The sequence below is a fragment of the Polycladomyces zharkentensis genome (assembly GCF_016938855.1).
Lineage (GTDB): Bacteria > Bacillota > Bacilli > Thermoactinomycetales > JIR-001 > Polycladomyces > Polycladomyces zharkentensis.
In genome coordinates, this window is sequence record NZ_JAFHAP010000004.1 from 1 (window position 1) to 17,041 (window position 17,041).

General features: G+C 56.0%; 20 protein-coding genes. All 20 read right to left on the reverse strand.

Features of this window, described 5'->3' with window-relative positions:
- Nucleotides 1-446: 446 nt before the first annotated feature.
- Complete coding sequence (locus JQC72_RS01785) at nucleotides 447-824, reverse strand: YraN family protein (protein WP_205492415.1); 378 nt, start codon at nucleotides 822-824, stop codon at nucleotides 447-449.
- Between the two features lie 4 nt (nucleotides 825-828).
- On the reverse strand, nucleotides 829-1,632 hold the full coding sequence (gene rnhB / locus JQC72_RS01790) for a ribonuclease HII (protein WP_205492416.1): 804 nt from the start codon (nucleotides 1,630-1,632) through the stop codon (nucleotides 829-831).
- Nucleotides 1,619-2,509 carry a ribosome biogenesis GTPase YlqF gene (ylqF, locus tag JQC72_RS01795; protein ID WP_205492417.1) on the reverse strand — a complete coding sequence of 297 codons (891 nt, stop codon included), beginning with the start codon at nucleotides 2,507-2,509 and terminating at the stop codon, nucleotides 1,619-1,621. Before ylqF ends, rnhB begins: the two co-directional genes overlap by 14 nt.
- Nucleotides 2,510-2,524: 15 nt before the next feature.
- A complete protein-coding gene (gene lepB / locus JQC72_RS01800) occupies nucleotides 2,525-3,070 on the reverse strand; it encodes a signal peptidase I (protein ID WP_205492418.1) in 546 nt (181 codons plus the stop codon).
- Between the two features lie 133 nt (nucleotides 3,071-3,203).
- On the reverse strand, nucleotides 3,204-3,551 hold the full coding sequence (rplS, locus tag JQC72_RS01805) for a 50S ribosomal protein L19 (RefSeq protein WP_205492419.1): 348 nt from the start codon (nucleotides 3,549-3,551) through the stop codon (nucleotides 3,204-3,206).
- A 123-nt stretch (nucleotides 3,552-3,674) separates the two neighbouring features.
- Nucleotides 3,675-4,415, reverse strand: coding sequence for a tRNA (guanosine(37)-N1)-methyltransferase TrmD (gene trmD / locus JQC72_RS01810; protein ID WP_205493191.1), 741 nt, complete (start codon nucleotides 4,413-4,415; stop codon nucleotides 3,675-3,677).
- Nucleotides 4,416-4,425: 10 nt separating this feature from the next.
- A complete protein-coding gene (rimM, locus tag JQC72_RS01815) occupies nucleotides 4,426-4,950 on the reverse strand; it encodes a ribosome maturation factor RimM (RefSeq protein ID WP_205492420.1) in 525 nt (174 codons plus the stop codon).
- 25 nt (nucleotides 4,951-4,975) lie between these two features.
- A complete protein-coding gene (locus JQC72_RS01820) occupies nucleotides 4,976-5,203 on the reverse strand; it encodes a KH domain-containing protein (protein WP_205492421.1) in 228 nt (75 codons plus the stop codon).
- A gap of 35 nt (nucleotides 5,204-5,238) precedes the next feature.
- On the reverse strand, nucleotides 5,239-5,511 hold the full coding sequence (gene rpsP, locus JQC72_RS01825; RefSeq protein ID WP_205492422.1) for a 30S ribosomal protein S16: 273 nt from the start codon (nucleotides 5,509-5,511) through the stop codon (nucleotides 5,239-5,241).
- 36 nt (nucleotides 5,512-5,547) lie between these two features.
- The gene (gene ffh / locus JQC72_RS01830) at nucleotides 5,548-6,903 is read right to left on the reverse strand and encodes a signal recognition particle protein (RefSeq protein WP_205492423.1); all 1,356 of its coding nucleotides are present in this window, start codon (nucleotides 6,901-6,903) and stop codon (nucleotides 5,548-5,550) included.
- A gap of 35 nt (nucleotides 6,904-6,938) precedes the next feature.
- Nucleotides 6,939-7,271, reverse strand: coding sequence for a YlxM family DNA-binding protein (gene ylxM / locus JQC72_RS01835; RefSeq protein ID WP_205492424.1), 333 nt, complete (start codon nucleotides 7,269-7,271; stop codon nucleotides 6,939-6,941).
- Nucleotides 7,272-7,372: 101 nt separating this feature from the next.
- Nucleotides 7,373-8,362 (reverse strand): signal recognition particle-docking protein FtsY, encoded by a 990-nt coding sequence (ftsY, locus tag JQC72_RS01840; protein WP_205492425.1) that lies wholly within the window; start codon nucleotides 8,360-8,362, stop codon nucleotides 7,373-7,375.
- 13 nt (nucleotides 8,363-8,375) lie between these two features.
- Nucleotides 8,376-11,966 (reverse strand): chromosome segregation protein SMC, encoded by a 3,591-nt coding sequence (gene smc / locus JQC72_RS01845; protein ID WP_205492426.1) that lies wholly within the window; start codon nucleotides 11,964-11,966, stop codon nucleotides 8,376-8,378.
- A 295-nt stretch (nucleotides 11,967-12,261) separates the two neighbouring features.
- Nucleotides 12,262-12,594 (reverse strand): tRNA-binding protein, encoded by a 333-nt coding sequence (locus JQC72_RS01850; protein WP_205492427.1) that lies wholly within the window; start codon nucleotides 12,592-12,594, stop codon nucleotides 12,262-12,264.
- 58 nt (nucleotides 12,595-12,652) lie between these two features.
- Nucleotides 12,653-13,258, reverse strand: a complete 606-nt coding sequence (locus JQC72_RS01855; RefSeq protein ID WP_205492428.1) for a putative glycolipid-binding domain-containing protein — start codon at nucleotides 13,256-13,258, stop codon at nucleotides 12,653-12,655.
- A 12-nt stretch (nucleotides 13,259-13,270) separates the two neighbouring features.
- Nucleotides 13,271-13,465: a hypothetical protein gene (locus tag JQC72_RS01860; protein WP_205492429.1), complete on the reverse strand. Its 195-nt coding sequence runs from the start codon at nucleotides 13,463-13,465 to the stop codon at nucleotides 13,271-13,273.
- Between the two features lie 152 nt (nucleotides 13,466-13,617).
- Nucleotides 13,618-14,343, reverse strand: a complete 726-nt coding sequence (gene rnc / locus JQC72_RS01865; RefSeq protein ID WP_205492430.1) for a ribonuclease III — start codon at nucleotides 14,341-14,343, stop codon at nucleotides 13,618-13,620.
- Between the two features lie 21 nt (nucleotides 14,344-14,364).
- Entirely contained in the window at nucleotides 14,365-15,609 is a 1,245-nt protein-coding gene (fabF, locus tag JQC72_RS01870) for a beta-ketoacyl-ACP synthase II (protein WP_205492431.1), read from the reverse strand.
- Between the two features lie 311 nt (nucleotides 15,610-15,920).
- Nucleotides 15,921-16,154, reverse strand: coding sequence for an acyl carrier protein (acpP, locus tag JQC72_RS01875; RefSeq protein WP_205492432.1), 234 nt, complete (start codon nucleotides 16,152-16,154; stop codon nucleotides 15,921-15,923).
- Between the two features lie 121 nt (nucleotides 16,155-16,275).
- On the reverse strand, nucleotides 16,276-17,019 hold the full coding sequence (fabG, locus tag JQC72_RS01880) for a 3-oxoacyl-[acyl-carrier-protein] reductase (protein ID WP_205492433.1): 744 nt from the start codon (nucleotides 17,017-17,019) through the stop codon (nucleotides 16,276-16,278).
- Between the last annotated feature and the right edge of the window lie 22 nt (nucleotides 17,020-17,041).

Here is a 17,041-nt window from a genome sequence, read left to right on the forward strand (position 1 = left end):
GTCGGCACAAGTATGACTTGTGTCGGACGGGTAGCTGTCAACCTGCCCTGATGTATCGTCACTCTAAGGTAGGAGTCGAAAGACGCTCGCACTACTGGACAGATGCCTCTAAGCGTTAGCGTAGGCGGTGAGCAGTTGACGGCAACTGAACCTTGCAAAACGTGAACCGGGAAAATAATGGATGATCCCCGTTTCTGGTGATGATCCATCATGATCACACCAGAAACGGGCATTTAAAACCGCAATCCTGGTTAACAGCCCTTATTTTTCGTCCTTGTCCATGCTTTCCTTTTCTTAAAAAACGGTCGATCCTTGCTTTAAGAATAGATAGGTGGTGAATTCAAAACGTTCCTGTGCAGGAAGCAAAGATCCGAACAGCTGCTCAACCGCTCTTCATATAAACAAGCGCTTGGGGGTTGATGGTTTCCTCCAAGCGCTTCGTCGTTTCAAAAGGCTCCTTCCACATGATCGATCCGGGCTGGTTGGTTTCCATCCGTTAACAAGATGGAGATCACATCAAAACGAATGGGAAGATGGTGCCATCCACGAGCATGCACGTATTGCAAACCCAGTTTGCGTACTTGCTGTTGTTTGCGGGCATCTACTGACTCCAAGCCATAACCGAACCGTGTACTACGGGTGGTCCGTACTTCCACGATCACCAACTGGCTCCCACACCGGGCGATCACATCCAATTCACCCGTGCGGGTACGCCAGTTTGTCTCCACGATTTCCCATCCCTTCTCCCGCAAGTAAAGGCAAGCGATGACCTCCCCCGTCCTCCCGACCTGGTACCGGTCATCCGGTTTCCGTCTTCTTTTCATCGCTTCACCCCGTCGATCGGGTGGTTCGTTCCACTTGTTGCACCAGCTCGCGAATCGGCGCGAAACTGCGCCGATGCAACGGGCACGGTCCCCACTCGGCCAATGCGGCCAAATGTTCCGGCGTCGCATAGCCCATATGTTTCTCAAATCCGTATTGTGGATAACGTGCCGCTTGCTCGATCATCCACTGGTCCCGCACCGTCTTGGCGATCACCGAAGCGGCGGCGATAGAGTGGGAGAGTTGATCCCCCTTGATGATGGCATGTTGCGGAATCGGCAGTTCGGGAACTTCCACCGCATCGATCAGCAATTGATCGGGACGGACAGGCAAGTCGGCGACAGCCCGACGCATGGCCTCGTATGTAGCCTGCAAAATGTTGTATGTATCGATGAAATCCGTTTCCACGATCCCGATCCCGATGGCCACGGCATGACGTTCGATCCGTTTCCGCAATGTCGCCCGCTCTTCTGCCGACAGTTGCTTGGAATCGTTGAGACCGGTCGGATCAAAGTCTTCCGGCAAAATGACGGCAGCGGCCACCACCGGCCCGGCCAGTGGTCCCCGTCCCGCTTCGTCGATACCCGCGATCCGTTGGCATCCCTGTTCCCGAAACATCCGCTCAAACCGCCACATTTCCTCCAGGCGTGCCGCTTCCTTACGCTTCTGTTCCCGCTTGCGCAAATAGGAAGCCATCAGTTTTTGCACGCCGACACGCTCATCCTGTTTCAGTTGTGCCAAAAACGCCTCGGTGACCTCGCCACGCTCCAAACGCTTCTTAATGGACTGAATCGTTTCAGGGACTCTCATGCGCCGATGATTCACCTTCTTTCTGCCAATCGTCCGGGAGTTCCAGGGAGATGCGGCCGATGCGCCCGGAGCGAATCTCGTGGACCACCAGTTCCGCCGCTTTCTCCAAATCCACTTCTCCGCCCTTTCGCATACATCCCCGGCGTCGTCCCACTTCTTCCAACATCCTTGCACCTTCCTGCACCTCGCCCGACGCGATCCCGTAACGCTCCTTCAACAGATCCGGGTAGCGGTTCGCCATATATTGCAAAGCGAAAGCCGCAACCTCCTCCAGCGGCAGGATTTCCTCCCGGATCGCTCCGCTGGCGGCCAGTCGCAACCCCACCTGCTGATCCTCGAACTTGGGCCACAAAATTCCCGGTGTATCCAGCAACTCCAAGGCGTTGCCGATTCTGATCCACTGCTGCCCCTTCGTTACCCCCGGGCGATCGCCGGTTTGCGCCGCATTTCGTTTGGCCAACCGGTTGATCAATGTCGATTTGCCCACATTGGGGATGCCCAGGATCATGGCACGGATACGGCGGGTGCGGATGCCTTTGCGAGCCAATGCCGCAAATTTTTCCTCCAAAAGCGTCTCACACCGCTTGGGGATTTGTGCCACGCCTTTACCGGTCGTCGCATCCACCGGCAGTACATTCAGCCCCAATCGGTTGAATTGGCTCACCCACGCTTCTGTAGCCGCGGGATCAGCCAAGTCAGTCTTGGTCAAAAGCACCAGCCGCGGCTTTTTGCCGACCAACCGATCAATCAGGGGATTGCGGCTGGACATCGGCAGACGGGCGTCCAACAACTCCAACACCACATCCACCATTTTCATCTTTTCTTCGACCTGGCGTTTCGCCTTGGCCATATGACCGGGAAACCACTGGATCACCATTTGACCACACCTTTTCTACCACAACACGCGAAAATCGTTGAGCGGCCAGAAGACGATATCCGCCCTTCCCACGATCTTGTCCACCGATATCGGCCCCAATTCCCTGCTGTCGCTGCTGTTCGTGCGGTTGTCACCCATAACGAACACATGTCCCTTGGGGACTCTTTGGAATTTGATGTCTGACGTGCGCATCCCCTCTGCCAAGTACGGTTCGTCGATACTATGACCGTTGACCCGCACGATGTTGTTCTGGGCTTCGATGGTGTCGTTTTCCACTGCGATGACCCGCTTGATGTAATCTTTTTGACCGGGGGCTTCAAATACGACGACTTCCCCACGTTTGGGCATACGGTACTGGTAGACAACTTTGTTGACCAACACGAAATCACCGTCATGCAACGTGTTCATCATGGATGGGCCGGATACGTTGAACGGTTCGAAAATAAAATAGCGGATAATCAGCGCCAGGACCACCGCGATGACCAACGCCTGCAACCATTCCCATGCTTCATTTTTTCCGCGCCTTTTGTGCCTGGCGGATCGTGAGGGTAACTGGTTCATGAAGCTCCTCCTGCCTTACGATCACAAACGAAATCGGAACTCGTGCAGAGTGACGGGCGACTCGGAACTAATGAATTTTCAGATATATGCGGGAAAAGGGCTTGAGATGCCAAGCCCTTACGCAACCATTTGATCAGGAATGGATTTCTTTGATTCGTGCTGCTTTCCCGCGGAGCTTCCGGAGATAGAACAGCTTCGCGCGACGCACTTTCCCGCGCCGAACCACTTCGATTTTCTCAATTCGCGGAGAATGCAGCGGGAAGGTCCGTTCCACTCCTACGCCATAGGACACTTTGCGGACGGTGAAGGTCTCGGAGATTCCGCCGCCGCGGCGTTGAATCACCACGCCTTCGAATACCTGTACCCGCTCCCGTTGCCCCTCGATCACTTTGACGTGCACACGCAACGTGTCACCGGGGCGGAATTCCGGGATGTCCTGCCGTTTTTGACTTTCGGTCACTTTTTGAATCAACGGATGCATCGTTTTCACTCCTTTCCTTTCCCACTTCAACCCGTATCTCAAGTGATCCCTGATTGCCGCACGAAAAGGGAAGACACGGGAAATATTGTACCACAATGGGGAGCGGATGCACAAACCGACGGCTCACTCACCGGAACCTTCCTCCAGCTTTCGCAGAAACGCCCGGTCTTCCTCGGTCAGTCGGGCGGTCCGGAGCAGATCCGGCCTGCGCTCCCACGTACGTCTGAGCGCTTCCTGCCGGCGCCAGCGTTCAATATTTTGGTGATGTCCAGACAACAGCACGTCCGGAACTTTCCACCCGCGAAAATCCGCAGGACGAGTGTACTGCGGATATTCAAGCAATCCGGTCGAGAACGAATCATCTTTGGCTGACGATTCGTTGCCCAAAACACCCGGCAACAGTCGGATCACGCTGTCCATTACCACCATGGCCGGCAACTCGCCGCCGGTCAGTACGAAATCGCCGATCGAGATTTCATCCGTCGCCAGGTGTTGGCGAATGCGCTCGTCATAGCCTTCGTAATGGCCGCAGATCAAGATCAGACGTCGGTGCTCAGCCAATGCCTCCGCCTTTTTCTGGGAGAAACGATCCCCTTGCGGTGTCATCAGGATGATCGGCGTGTGCTCGGGTTCGTCCTGCAACAGATGTTCCACCGCTCGAAACAAAGGTTCCGGTTTCAGCACCATCCCGCCCCCGCCGCCGTACGGCGTATCGTCCACGGTGCGGTGTTTGTCCGTGCTGAATTCACGGAAATTCACCAGTGAGGTGGATACGATCCCTTTTTCATGAGCTTTTTTGACGATACTCGACGACAGGAACCCGGTAAACATCTCCGGAAACAAGGTCAGTACGTCGAAATGCATACGAACCACGTCACGCCAGTCCTTCCATCCACTGAATCACCACTTGTTTCGATTCGGGATCCACTTCCTTCACCACATCATCAATATACGGGATCAGGATATCCTTGCCCCCGTCCGACGGTGCCACCACCCACACGTCGTTGGCGGGCAACTGAAGAATTTCTCGCACCGTGCCGATGTTTCGTCCTTCCGTGGTCACCACTCGGCAACCAATGATTTCATGGAAATAAAATTCCCCTTCCTCCAGATCCACGGCATCAGTGCGTTCCACCACCAGTTTTCCGCCTTTGTACGGTTCCGCCTGATTGATGTTGTCCCATTCCCGGAACTTGACGATCACCACGCGCTTGTGGGGACGGCTTTTTTCAACGGTGAGGGGAAGTGGTTCCTTCAGGTCGGGATGAGTGAGCAACAACCGACTTCCCCGCGCGAATCTCACTTCCGGGAAATCGGTATGGGGATAGACGCGCACTTCCCCGCGAATACCGTGTGTCGTCACCACTTGGCCGACCAGCAAATGTTCTTGTTCGTTCATGGATCGGGTTCCTCCCTGCGGAGTCTCAGACGATCTCAACAACGACGCGTTTGTCCGCTTTCACTGCGGCCGAACCGACCACCGTGCGCAACGCTTTGGCCACCCGCCCCTGCTTGCCGATCACTTTTCCCATATCGTCAGGCGCGACGGAGAGTTGGTACACGATCGTGTTTTCCTTTTCCTGCGCCGTTACCCGCACTTGGTCCGGGTGGTCCACCAACGCTTTGGCGATCAGCTCGATCAGCTCTTTCACTTCCATTCCCCCTTGGTTACACGAAAACGGGGCGCTTACTTGCCGTATTTGGCTTCGTGCACTTTTTTCAGGATACCCACTTTGCGGAACAGATTGTTCACCGTATCCGTCGGTTGGGCGCCGTTGGACAGCCATTTCAGGGCTTTTTCCTCATTGATCTTGATTTGTGCCGGCTCGGTCAGCGGGTTGTAGTACCCGATTTCTTCGATGAAACGACCGTCGCGCGGGGAACGGGAATCGGCCACCACCACGCGATAGAACGGCGCTTTTTTGGCACCCATCCGTTTCAGGCGAATTTTCACTGCCATTCGTGTTCACCTCCTTTTACAGGGTCAACTGAATCCTCACTGCGGCATGAAAGGAAAACGGAATCCGCCGCGTTTCTTTTTCTTGCCGCCTTTGGTCATGGCGGTGAACTGCTTCATCATCTTTTTCATATCCTCGAACTGTTTGATCAACCGGTTGACGTCCTGTACGCTCGTCCCGCTTCCCAGTGCGATCCGGCGGCGCCGGCTGGCATTGAGGATTTCGGGACGCCGTTTTTCTTCGGGCGTCATCGAGCGGATGATCGCTTCGACCCGGGCCAGCTGCTTTTCGTCAATCTGCAGGTTTTTCATCCCCTTGAGCTGACCCATGCCGGGAATCATCCCCAACAATTCGTCGAGCGGTCCCATTTTGCGTACCTGCTGCAGTTGTTCCAGAAAATCGTCGAAGGTAAACTGCTGGGTACGCATTTTCCGCTCCAGTTCTTTGGCCCGTTCCTGATCGACCGCAGCTTGCGCTTTTTCGATCAGGGTCAGCACGTCACCCATGCCCAGGATTCGGGAAGCCATCCGTTCGGGATGGAACGGTTCGAGCGAGTCCAACTTTTCGCCCATCCCGACGAATTTGATGGGACAGTCGGTAACGGCTTTGACCGACAGAGCGGCACCGCCGCGGGTATCCCCGTCCAACTTGGTCAGCACGACACCGGTCAATCCCAATTCGCGGTGGAAGTTTTCCGCCACGTTCACCGCATCCTGGCCGGTCATCGCGTCAACGACCAACAAAATTTCATGAGGCTGAACCTCTTCGCGGATTTCCCGAAGTTCTGCCATCATCGCCTCGTCGACGTGCAACCGACCGGCAGTGTCAATCAGGACGACGTCACAACCTTCCTCCTTGGCCCGGGCGACTCCTTCCGCAGCGATCCGAACGGGACTTTCCTTGTCCCCCATCGAAAACACCGGAACGCCCACCTGTTCCCCCAGCACTTGCAGCTGGCGTATGGCCGCCGGCCGGTAGACGTCGCCCGCCACCAACAACGGCTTGCGGTTCTGCTTTTTCAGCAGGCGCGCCAATTTGCCGGTCGTGGTCGTTTTCCCGGCCCCCTGCAAACCGACCATCATGATCACGGTCGGCGGGCGCTGTGCAAAGGTGAGTTTGCTTTGCTCCCCGCCCATCAGCCGGGTCAGCTCTTCGTTCACCACTTTGATGACCTGCTGGCCGGGTGTGAGGCTTTTGAGCACTTCTTGCCCGACGGCGCGCTCCCGAACCCGGTCGATAAACTCTTTGACCACTTTGAAGTTGACGTCAGCTTCCAACAGGGCAAGGCGCACTTCGCGCATCGCCGCCTTCACGTCGGCTTCCGTCACTTTGCCTTTGCCGCGCAATTTTTGCAGGGCGGCCTGCAGTCGTTCGGACAATCCTTCAAATGCCATTGTGCCGCCTCCCGCACAGGCTTTTTTCGAAGACCCTAATCCAGATCCAACAGCGCATCCAAAAGCGGCTCGATCTGCGCTTTCCCTTCGGGATGCACTTCCAGCCGCTTCCGTATCTCATCCGCGATGGCAACCCTGCGGTTGTGTTTCTCCAACAATTGCAATCGCTGTTCCAGCTCTTCCAGCGCGGTCTGCGCCCGTTTGATCGCTTCAAACACGGCTTGACGGGAAATGCCGTGGTGTTCGGCGATTTCCCCCAGAGACCAATCTTCATGATAATACAGTTCCAACATGGCTCGTTGCTTCTCCGTCAACAACGGACCGTAAAAGTCGTACAACCAATTGATCCGGTTGGTTTTCTCCAACATCCGGAGTCACCTCGCAACAAGCCCGTCAAGGATATGCCCTTTACAGAGTAACACTGTATCACGTCCTGTGTCCGGTGTCAAGGTTTTCTCCTTGATATCCTTCATTCCGCCTCTTCCATCAGCCGCGACTGGCCAAACAGACCATGGACGAACTGCTCTGCGTCAAACTCCTGCAAATCCTCCACTTTCTCGCCCAATCCGACCCATTTGACCGGCAAATCCAGCTCGTTTCGGATGGCGATGACGATACCGCCCTTGGCCGTGCCGTCCAGCTTGGTCAACACGATCCCGCTGACATGGACAGCTTGGCTGAACGTTTTGGCTTGTTGCAACGCATTTTGTCCGGTCGTGGCATCCAGCACCAGCAACACCTCGTGCGGTGCGCCCGGCACTTCCCGCTGAACCACCCGATACACCTTTTTCAACTCTTCCATCAGGTTCACCTTGCTGTGCAGACGTCCGGCCGTATCGCACAACAGGACGTCCGCACCGCGGGATTTGGCTGCCTGGATGCCGTCGTACACCACGGCGGCGGGATCGGCACCCGCTTGGTGTTTGATGACATCCACCCCGACGCGTTCCCCCCAGGTTTCCAACTGCTCAATCGCACCGGCCCGGAACGTGTCTCCCGCAGCCAACACCACTTTTTTGCCTCGGGATTTCAGTTTGTGTGCCATTTTGCCAATGGTGGTCGTTTTGCCGACACCGTTGACCCCGACAAAGAGGATGACGGTCAACCCTTCGTCGTTCATGGCAAGGGACGGCGTTCCGCCATCGCCTTGCATCATTTCCAGAAGAATCTCTGACATCAAGGGTTGCAGCTCAGCCGGATCTTGGATTTTGCGTTCTTTTACCTCTTGGCGCAGACGGTCGACCAGCTCCATCGTCGTCGAGACGCCCACATCGGCACTGATCAAGATTTCCTCCAATTCTTCGAACAACTCTTCATCAATCTTGTTGCGCCGCAGGATCAAATCTTCCATCGCTCCAACCAGCGACGAGCTGGTCTTGCTCAGGCCGGAGACGAATTTTTGCGTCACCGACTCCGTCGTTTTGGACACCTTTTCCCTCAGTTTCCTGAAAAAACTCATCGTCTTTCCCTCCTTACGCGTGGGTGGCAGCCACCTCCACCTGCTCTTCGAAGTCCTCCAGCTTGACAGACACCAATTTGGATACCCCGGATTCCTCCATCGTGATGCCGTAGAGGACATCGGCCCCTTCCATCGTCAATTTCCGGTGGGTGATGACGATGAACTGGGTGTTTTGGGAAAACTCCCGCAAATAGCGGGCAAAGCGGGCCACGTTGGCATCATCCAGCGCTGCGTCCACCTCATCCAACACGCAAAACGGTACCGGTTTCACGCGAATCACGGCAAACAGCAGCGCGATGGCGGTCAATGCCCGTTCCCCGCCGGAGAGCAAGCCCAGGTTTTGCAGCTTTTTGCCCGGAGGCTGGGCCATGATCTCGATGCCGGTCTCCAGCAGGTTGTCCGGATCGGTCAGGTGAAGATCCGCCCGCCCGCCCCCAAACATTTTAACAAATACGTCCCGGAATTCGGTACGGATCGCTTCAAAACTTTCCAGGAACCGGCGGGACATCTCCGACTCGATGTTGCGGATGACTTCGTAGAGCGTGTTTTTCGCTTCAATCAGGTCATTTTGCTGCTGCTCCAGAAATTCGAGGCGTTCCGTCAGCCGTTTGTGCTCTTCGATCGCCCCGAGATTCACCTCACCCAAGGAGGCGATTTTTTGTTTGAGCGATCGCACCTCCCGCTCCGCTTGGGCCGGATCTTCCGGAACGGGGAACCGTTCGCGGGCCAGTTCAAAGCTCATCTCGTATTCTTCCGCCAATTTCTCCAGCAAGTGATTCAATTCCACGTCCATCCGGTTGACCTTGATTTCCTGTTGCCGGAGCTGATCCTCCTGTTTGCGCAGGGATTGTTGCACATCCCGCAGCTCCTGCTCCAGTTCCTCCCTTTGACGGTACCATTCGTCCCGTTTTTTGCGGGCTTCATCCAACCGGGCTTGCGTCTCGGATTTGACCGTGCGCAGTTCACCGCTTGACGCTTCCAGCTGTTCCGCTTCGCTCCGGTTGCGTTCCAACTCCGCCTCCAGTTCTTCCTGCTGTTCCATCGACGATCGAAGTTGTTCATCCAACCGTACCAACTCTTCCCGAACACGCGCCCCGTTGGTCTTCAGGTGTTCCCTTTCCTGGGTCAATCGGGCCACATTCACTTTCCATTCCGTGATCATCCGACCTACTTCGTCTTTTTCCGTTGCTTCCCGACGGACTTCCGCCTCCAACCCTGCGATGGCGGATTGGCATTTCTCCGCTTCCTGCCGAAGTACGGCAAGCCGATCGGCTTGTTCCGTTTGCATCCGACCGATTTCGACCAATTCCGCATCCGTTTTTTCCCGCTCTTCGCGTACCACACGCAATCGCTCGGCGACCGACCGGTGTTCCACTGCTTTTTCCCGTTCGGATGCGTGCAGTTCCTGTTTGCGGGCGCGGTGTTCCTCCCCTTGGCGGCGCAATTGTTCCAACATTTGCTCCCAAGCCTGTTGACGATCCGTCAATGCGTCCACCCGTTCCCGGATGTCGCGCCATTCACGTTCCGCTTCCCTCAGACGGGTTTCCAATTCTTCCAACTGACGGGTGCGTCCCAACAAGTTGACCTTGGATTTTTGCCGGCTGCCACCGGTCATCGACCCACCCGGGTTGACAACGTCGCCGTCCAATGTGACCACCCGGTAACGGTAGCCCAATTGACGAGCGATCGCATTGGCCTTCTCCAGGGTCCGGGTGACCACCACTTGTCCCAACAGATTTTCCACAACCGAACGGTATCGATCATCCGTTTTGACGAGATCGGCCGCGATCCCGACAAATCCGTCCACATTGCGCAAACGGTCTGCCTCATGGGCGGGGAAACGGCGCGGTTGGATGACGTTCATCGGGAGGAACGTGGCGCGCCCCAAACTGTTTTCCTTCAGGAAGCGAATCCCCTTGCGGCCATCCTCTTCCGTGTCGACGACCAAATGCTGCAGGGCGCCGCCCAGTGCCGTTTCCATCGCGGCTTCATATTCCGCGGGTACCTGAATCAATTGGGCCACTGCGCCATGAATGCCCTTCAGTGCCGCATGGCCGCGATCCCGGGCTTTCAACAGTTCTTTGACGCCTTGAAAAAAGCCGGCGTGCTCGGCTTCCATCTCCTTGACGATCTCATGACGCGAACGGAGGGCATCCACTTGCTGTTCCGCTTGACGGAGCCGTTTGACCATTTCGGCCAGTTCAGCTTCTCCCGCCTTTTTCTCCTCCAATGTGCGCCGATACTGATCGGCCGCTGTTTCCAACATCTGTTCCACTTCGGCTGTTTCACGCCGGAGCTGTTCCATCCGCTCAGCCAACGACCGCTCCGTCGCAGCCAACTGTTGTTCCTGCTCGGCCAATTCTTCCAGCCGACGTTCGGTTTGCTCCCGCCGATCCGTCAAGTGACGTTCTTCGCTTTGCAAGGCGGTTATCTCATTGGTCAATTCCCGGTAACGGTCACGAAGCCGCTCCAGTTCCACTGCGCGGTCGTCCCCTGTTGCCGCCAGCCGGGCTTCGGCTTCACGAAGACGGGCTTCAGCCTCCGCCAATTCGGTTTCTTTCTCCCGCAGGCGCTCGTCGTTGACGGACTGCTCCTCACGCAGACGGGCCATGGCTGACTGGAGTTCCCCAATGCGTGCGACCGTTTGGGCGTATGCCGCTTCCTGGTTCCGAATCCGCTCCAGCAGAACCTCTCTTCGCCCCTCCGCTTTTTCCAGTTCTTCACTCACCTGCAACAGTCGGGTTTGGAGCGCTTCCATCTCTTGCTCATGACGGCTGATCTCCCAACGCAGAGATTCCAGTTTGGCTTCACGTTGGCTGACTTCGGCGGCCAGATCCACCTGTCCTGCAGAGAACGACTCCACTTGCTTGGTCGCTTCCTGCCAAGCTTGGTGCAATGTTTCTATCTTATGTACATACAAACCGATTTCCTTTTGTTCCAATTGCGCGCGCCACTCTTTGTACTGTGTCGCTTTCTCCGCCTGCTCCGCCAATGGGGCAACCTGATCCTTCAGCTCCAGAACCAAATCGTTGAGCCGGGCCAGGTTTTGTTCGGTGGCGTCCAGTTTTTTTTCCGCTTCCTTCTTCCTTGATTTGTATTTGACGATCCCTGCCGCTTCCTCAAATATGGCACGCCGATCTTCCGATTTGGTGCTCAGGATGTCGTCGATGCGCCCTTGACCGATCATGGAGTAGGCTTCCTTGCCGATCCCGGTATCCATGAACAACTCGGTAATATCCTTCAAACGGCAGGGTTGCCTGTTGAGCAGATATTCGCTCTCTCCGGAGCGATAGACACGACGGGTAACCGTCACTTCCGAATAATCGAGGTTCAACTTTTTGTCCGCGTTGTCGAACGTGATGGAGACTTCGCAGAACCCGACCGGCTTGCGCGAATCGCTTCCTGCGAAAATCACGTCCTCCATCTTGGACCCCCGGAGCGATTTGGCGCTTTGTTCTCCAAGCACCCAGCGAATACCGTCGGTCACGTTACTTTTGCCGCTTCCGTTGGGACCGACCACGGCGGTGATGCCGGGGACGAATTCCAGTTCGGTCTTATCCGCGAACGACTTGAACCCCATCATCTCCAACCGCTTGAGATGCACGTTCCAGCCTCCTTTCGCTCGGGTTTCACTGTCTGGACGTATTTGCCCGGCCACCGATTCCATCATGGTGTCATGATCCAATGGTCCGGGTACGCCTTTCCGTCTCGCTGTTCACCGGAAAAAGACCACCCTTTTCACCATGAAAGGCAACCGGATCAGCCGGGCAAACGGTGTTTATCCGAACTGTACTATTTTACCACATAACAGGTATACCGGGAACCAAGATGCAAAGGTTACAAATCGATTTGTAAAAGTTCTTTTTCAACTGTTCGTTCTTTCCTGCCTTCGCCAAGCTTCACAAAACACGCTTCCCCGGCGGTACCTCCCGGTCGGGACGAATCAGCGCCACCTCTCCGTCATCCAATACCACTCCGAGTACCAACACTTCTGAGATGAAATTGGCTACTTGGCGGGGCGGAAAGTTGGTGACGGCGATCACCTGTGTGCCGACGAGCGTGTCGGTTTCATACAGCTTCGTGATTTGGGCGCTGCTTTTCTTCACGCCCAACGGCTCCCCGAAATCGATCCACAGACGGTATGCCGGTTTACGCGCCTCCGGGAACGATTCCGCCCGCACAATCCGTCCCACTCTCATCTCGATCCGTTCGAAATCGGCGTAGGTAACCATCGGGTCACTCCTTTTCGGGGGCTGTGAAACATCAATGCCTGAAACACAGCGGCGGCGATCACCGCATCGTTCCCCCCGCTGCTATGGTTGTCTTACGCCACACTTGCTCAAAGCATCCGGGGTAATCGATCACGCCACCTTCTGCGTCAACACGAAGCTCAGCGGCGAATCCGGTGTCCAATCCCTCATACCGGTATACGGCCTCGTCCGCTGTACGTGCGATGCATGTATAGCGCTGGGAAACGGGACGCCAACGAAGGCCGGGAACATCGACATAGGCGACCCGGATCATTTCCGTGTCCGTCGGATTCAGACCCAATCGGCGTATGGCGATTGTATTGGTAAACGGCGTGATGTTCAAATCCACATCTACGCACCCGTCAAGCACAGGAACGGGCCGACCGAAAGCATCCCGCCAATGCCCCCTCCCATCCGAGATCAGGCGGATCGGTGCCGAATCCTCCTGGTTTTGCAGACAGACGACCACTTCCCGTGTCCGCCACCATTGGTCCGTTTGCACCCAATATTGAAAACGGACCAGCTGATCGCTTTCCAACCATACCCCCACGCCGTCTGCGAGCCAACCGTCCTGTTTTTCCTGCAGTGTAACTTGCTCGTAACCGCCGCTGTCCAATCTTTTCCACATCCAATGGTGGGTTTGCACTGGTGATCCCCCCTATTTCTGTATATCGGTTCGGGATGCCGTCTCCTGTTCCGCCAACCTCTCCAAAGCCGCTGCCGCGGTTTGCAAGGCACGCATGATCTTCCATAGCGAAACCATGACCACCACATATGTGGTCAAAGTGATGAACGGAAGTATGATACCGAACAATCCCATCCCCAACATCATGGAATCATGGAATAACTCCATCCCCATCCTCCCCTTTCGCATGATCCCTTACCATTTTCGACAACTTTATGATCGAACCTCCCATTTTCTGCAAAAAGAAAATCCCATCGGCAATGTCGATGGGAAAAATCCACCGGAGCCATCATGATCCGCTCCGGCTTTCCATTTCCCCGTCAACGTTGCCGATGGGAGTCTGCGATGTCGTGACCCGGGCCTTGTTCCCAATTCTGCAAGGCTTCAAAGGCCGCACGCTGTTCCGCTTCCTTTTTGGAACGGCCGCTGCCTCTGCCCAGCCGTTTTCCCTCCAGCCACACCTCGGCCACGAAATGGCGGTCATGGGCCGGTCCCTGAATATCCACGATTTGATATTCCAACGGTCCCATTCGTTCCTGTTGCACGATCTCCTGCAATTGGCTCTTGGCATCCGTCACTTGGGACAGCCATTTTTCATCAATGCGGGGAAAGATTACCGCATGCAGGAATTGTTTGACACGGTCCAAGCCTTGATCCAGGTACAGCGCACCGACAAACGCTTCAAACACGTCAGCCAGCAAGGCCGGACGTGTCCGGCCCCCGGTCATCTCTTCCCCTTTGCCAAGACGGACGTATTGACCGAAATCGAGTTCCTGTGCAAAAGCGGCCAATGACGGTTCACACACGACGCGGGCCCGCGTCCGGGTCAAATCTCCTTCGCTCATGTCGGGAAACCGGTGAAACAAGAACTCCGAAACCGCCAGTTCCAACACGGCGTCCCCCAGAAATTCCAGCCGTTCGTTGTCTTCGTGAAAATCGCTTCCCTTTCTCTCATGGGCAAACGACGTATGGGTGAACGCCTGCTGAAACAAACGGCGGTTCCGAAAAGGGAAGCCGACTTTTCGCTCCAGATCGGTCAAATCCATCCGTCTTTCACCACCTGGTCATTACGCATCCTCATACGTTTTCAACACGATCGTCGCATTGTGACCGCCAAATCCGAGCGAGTTGGACAAAGCGGCTCTGATGCGCGCACGGCGGGCTTCATTGGGGACGTAATCCAGATCGCATTCCGGATCCGGTGTTTCATAGTTGATCGTCGGCGGAATGATTTGCTCTTTCAACGTCATCGCCGTCGCCACCGCTTCGACGCCGCCTGCGGCCCCGAGCAGATGTCCGATCATCGACTTGTTGGAGCTGATGGCCAACTGGTTGGCATGGTCGCCAAACGCCTTTTTGATGGCCATGGTTTCAAATTTGTCGTTGAGATCGGTCGACGTACCGTGCGCATTGATGTAGTCGATGTCTTCCGGTTTCAGTCCGGCATCCCGGATCGCGTGTGCCATGGAACGGGCCGCCCCTTCCCCTTCCGGTGCGGGGGCAGTCAGGTGATAGGCATCACCGCTCATGCCGTAACCCACGATTTCAGCGATGATGTTGGCGCCCCGTTTTTTCGCATGCTCCAGTTCCTCCAGAATCAGCACACCCGCTCCTTCGCCCATGACGAACCCGTCCCGGTCTTTGTCAAACGGACGGCTCGCCTTTTCCGGCTCGTCATTGCGCGTGGACATCGCACGTGCCGCACAAAATCCGGCAAATGCGAGCGGACGGATCGTCGCTTCCGCCCCGCCGGCAATCATCACGTCGGCATCCCCATGCTGGATGATCCGAAACGCGTCCCCGATGGAGTGCGTACCGGAGGCACAAGCGGACACAGATGTGCTGTTGGGCCCTTTGGCGCCGGTGAGGATCGATACCTGACCCGCCGCCATGTTGGAGATCATCATCGGGATGAAGAACGGGCTCACCCGGTTCGGTCCGCGATTCAACAACACTTGGTACTGTTCTTCCCAAGTGGCCAGACCGCCGATCCCCGAGCCGATATACACACCAACGCGATTCACGTCCACCTGATTCATGTCCAATCCGGCATGTTCCAATGCTTGACGGGCAGCGGCTACGGCAAACTGGACAAAACGGTCCATGCGCCGCGCCTCTTTTCGGTCCATGTAATCCAACGGGTCGAAGTTTTTGACTTCCGCCGCGATGCGCGTGGGAAAGTCGCTCGCATCAAACTGGGTCACTGGACCCACGCCGGATTTTCCGGCGATCAAGTTGTTCCAAAACGTCGACAAGTCGTTGCCGATCGGCGAAATGACCCCCAAGCCGCTGATCACCACTCGTCGGCTCATGATTCCACCGCCTTTTCCAACAACTGATCTATGTGAAGGATGAAGTCCGGTATCCCGAGACGCTGACAAAACGGTAGAGCCACGACTTTCTCGACTCTTTCAGTTGCTACGGAGCGGAGACGGGAAATTGGCGCCCGCGGACTTTGTCAACAACCGAGGATACCGTTGGGCATCCTGTCGATTTCTAACAGGGGATGGGCGCGTTTTCCCGCCGTGAGCCACCGGATTGCGGACATTCGGCCGGGAAAACGCCACCCGCTCAGGTCGAGATATCAATAACCTGAAAGTCCCGTTATGTAACGGGACTTTGATTATTTGTGGGACTCGATGTACGCGATGATATCCCCCACCGTGGAGATTTTTTCAGCTTCTTCATCCGAAATCTCCATTTCAAACTCATCTTCCAGCTCCAGAACCAAATCCATCACATCAAGGGAGTCAGCTCCCAGATCTTCCTTGATCGAGGCTTCCGGAGTCACTTCGGAAGGATCGACGTTGAGCTTGTCTACAATGATGCGCTTCACGCGCTCCAACGTATCTGCCATCTTGTTCACCTCCCTTTCGTATTATACGAAAAGTGCCATCAAAAGACTAGCAATCCAAAACGATGAGCAACGCCCGTCGGAGATCCGACCATTTGCGTCGGCCCACCGTGGATTCCCGATGTCAGTACGTCACCATGCCGCCGTCCACATTCAGGGTTTGTCCCGTGATGTAGGCGGCGTCATCGGATGCCAAAAACGCAACCGCACCGGCCACGTCCTCGGCGGAACCGAAACGGCCCAACGGGATTTGGCTGAGCATCTGCTCCCTGGTCTCTTCTCCCAGGACGGCCGTCATGTCGGTTTCGATAAATCCCGGCGCGATGGCGTTCACGGTGATGCCCCTGCTGGCCAGTTCGCGCGCCGCCGTTTTGGTCAAGCCGATCACACCGGCTTTGGCGGCCACGTAGTTGGCCTGCCCCGGGTTTCCGATCAAGCCTACCACCGAGCTGATATTGATGATGCGGCCGAAGCGCTGTTTCATCATTTGGCGGGTAACCGCCTTGGTGCACAGGAACACCCCTTTGAGGTTGGTGCTGAGCACCGCGTCCCAATCTTCTTCTTTCAACCGAAGAAGGAGATTGTCACGGGTGATTCCTGCGTTGTTTACCAGAATATCGATCCGGCCAAACGCCTCGATCACTTGTTTCACCATGGCGTCCACTTGATCCGCCTGGGAAACATCCGCCTGGATCGCCACGGATCGACGACCCATCTCCTGAATCTCGCCGACAACGGCTTCCGCCTTTTCGCGATTGCCGGCAAACACGACGGCTACATCGGCACCCTCCCGGGCCAATCGGAGTGAAACGGCCCGCCCGATACCACGCGAACCGCCGGTGACGATTGCCACTTTACCGGTTAACATACGTGAGCCTCCTTCGGTTCAT

Excerpts from the sequence above, each read along its gene's own strand:
- JQC72_RS01785 (WP_205492415.1), bottom strand. The coding sequence starts at position 824 with ATGAAAAGAAGACGGAAACCGGATGACCGGTACCAGGTCGGGAGGACG.
- rnhB (WP_205492416.1), bottom strand. The coding sequence starts at position 1,632 with ATGAGAGTCCCTGAAACGATTCAGTCCATTAAGAAGCGTTTGGAGCGT.
- ylqF (WP_205492417.1), bottom strand. The coding sequence starts at position 2,509 with ATGGTGATCCAGTGGTTTCCCGGTCATATGGCCAAGGCGAAACGCCAG.
- lepB (WP_205492418.1), bottom strand. The coding sequence starts at position 3,070 with ATGAACCAGTTACCCTCACGATCCGCCAGGCACAAAAGGCGCGGAAAA.
- rplS (WP_205492419.1), bottom strand. The coding sequence starts at position 3,551 with ATGCATCCGTTGATTCAAAAAGTGACCGAAAGTCAAAAACGGCAGGAC.
- trmD (WP_205493191.1), bottom strand. The coding sequence starts at position 4,415 with ATGCATTTCGACGTACTGACCTTGTTTCCGGAGATGTTTACCGGGTTC.
- rimM (WP_205492420.1), bottom strand. The coding sequence starts at position 4,950 with ATGAACGAACAAGAACATTTGCTGGTCGGCCAAGTGGTGACGACACAC.
- rpsP (WP_205492422.1), bottom strand. The coding sequence starts at position 5,511 with ATGGCAGTGAAAATTCGCCTGAAACGGATGGGTGCCAAAAAAGCGCCG.
- ffh (WP_205492423.1), bottom strand. The coding sequence starts at position 6,903 with ATGGCATTTGAAGGATTGTCCGAACGACTGCAGGCCGCCCTGCAAAAA.
- ylxM (WP_205492424.1), bottom strand. The coding sequence starts at position 7,271 with ATGTTGGAGAAAACCAACCGGATCAATTGGTTGTACGACTTTTACGGT.
- ftsY (WP_205492425.1), bottom strand. The coding sequence starts at position 8,362 with ATGAGTTTTTTCAGGAAACTGAGGGAAAAGGTGTCCAAAACGACGGAG.
- JQC72_RS01850 (WP_205492427.1), bottom strand. The coding sequence starts at position 12,594 with ATGGTTACCTACGCCGATTTCGAACGGATCGAGATGAGAGTGGGACGG.
- JQC72_RS01860 (WP_205492429.1), bottom strand. The coding sequence starts at position 13,465 with ATGGAGTTATTCCATGATTCCATGATGTTGGGGATGGGATTGTTCGGT.
- rnc (WP_205492430.1), bottom strand. The coding sequence starts at position 14,343 with ATGGATTTGACCGATCTGGAGCGAAAAGTCGGCTTCCCTTTTCGGAAC.
- fabF (WP_205492431.1), bottom strand. The coding sequence starts at position 15,609 with ATGAGCCGACGAGTGGTGATCAGCGGCTTGGGGGTCATTTCGCCGATC.
- acpP (WP_205492432.1), bottom strand. The coding sequence starts at position 16,154 with ATGGCAGATACGTTGGAGCGCGTGAAGCGCATCATTGTAGACAAGCTC.
- fabG (WP_205492433.1), bottom strand. The coding sequence starts at position 17,019 with ATGTTAACCGGTAAAGTGGCAATCGTCACCGGCGGTTCGCGTGGTATC.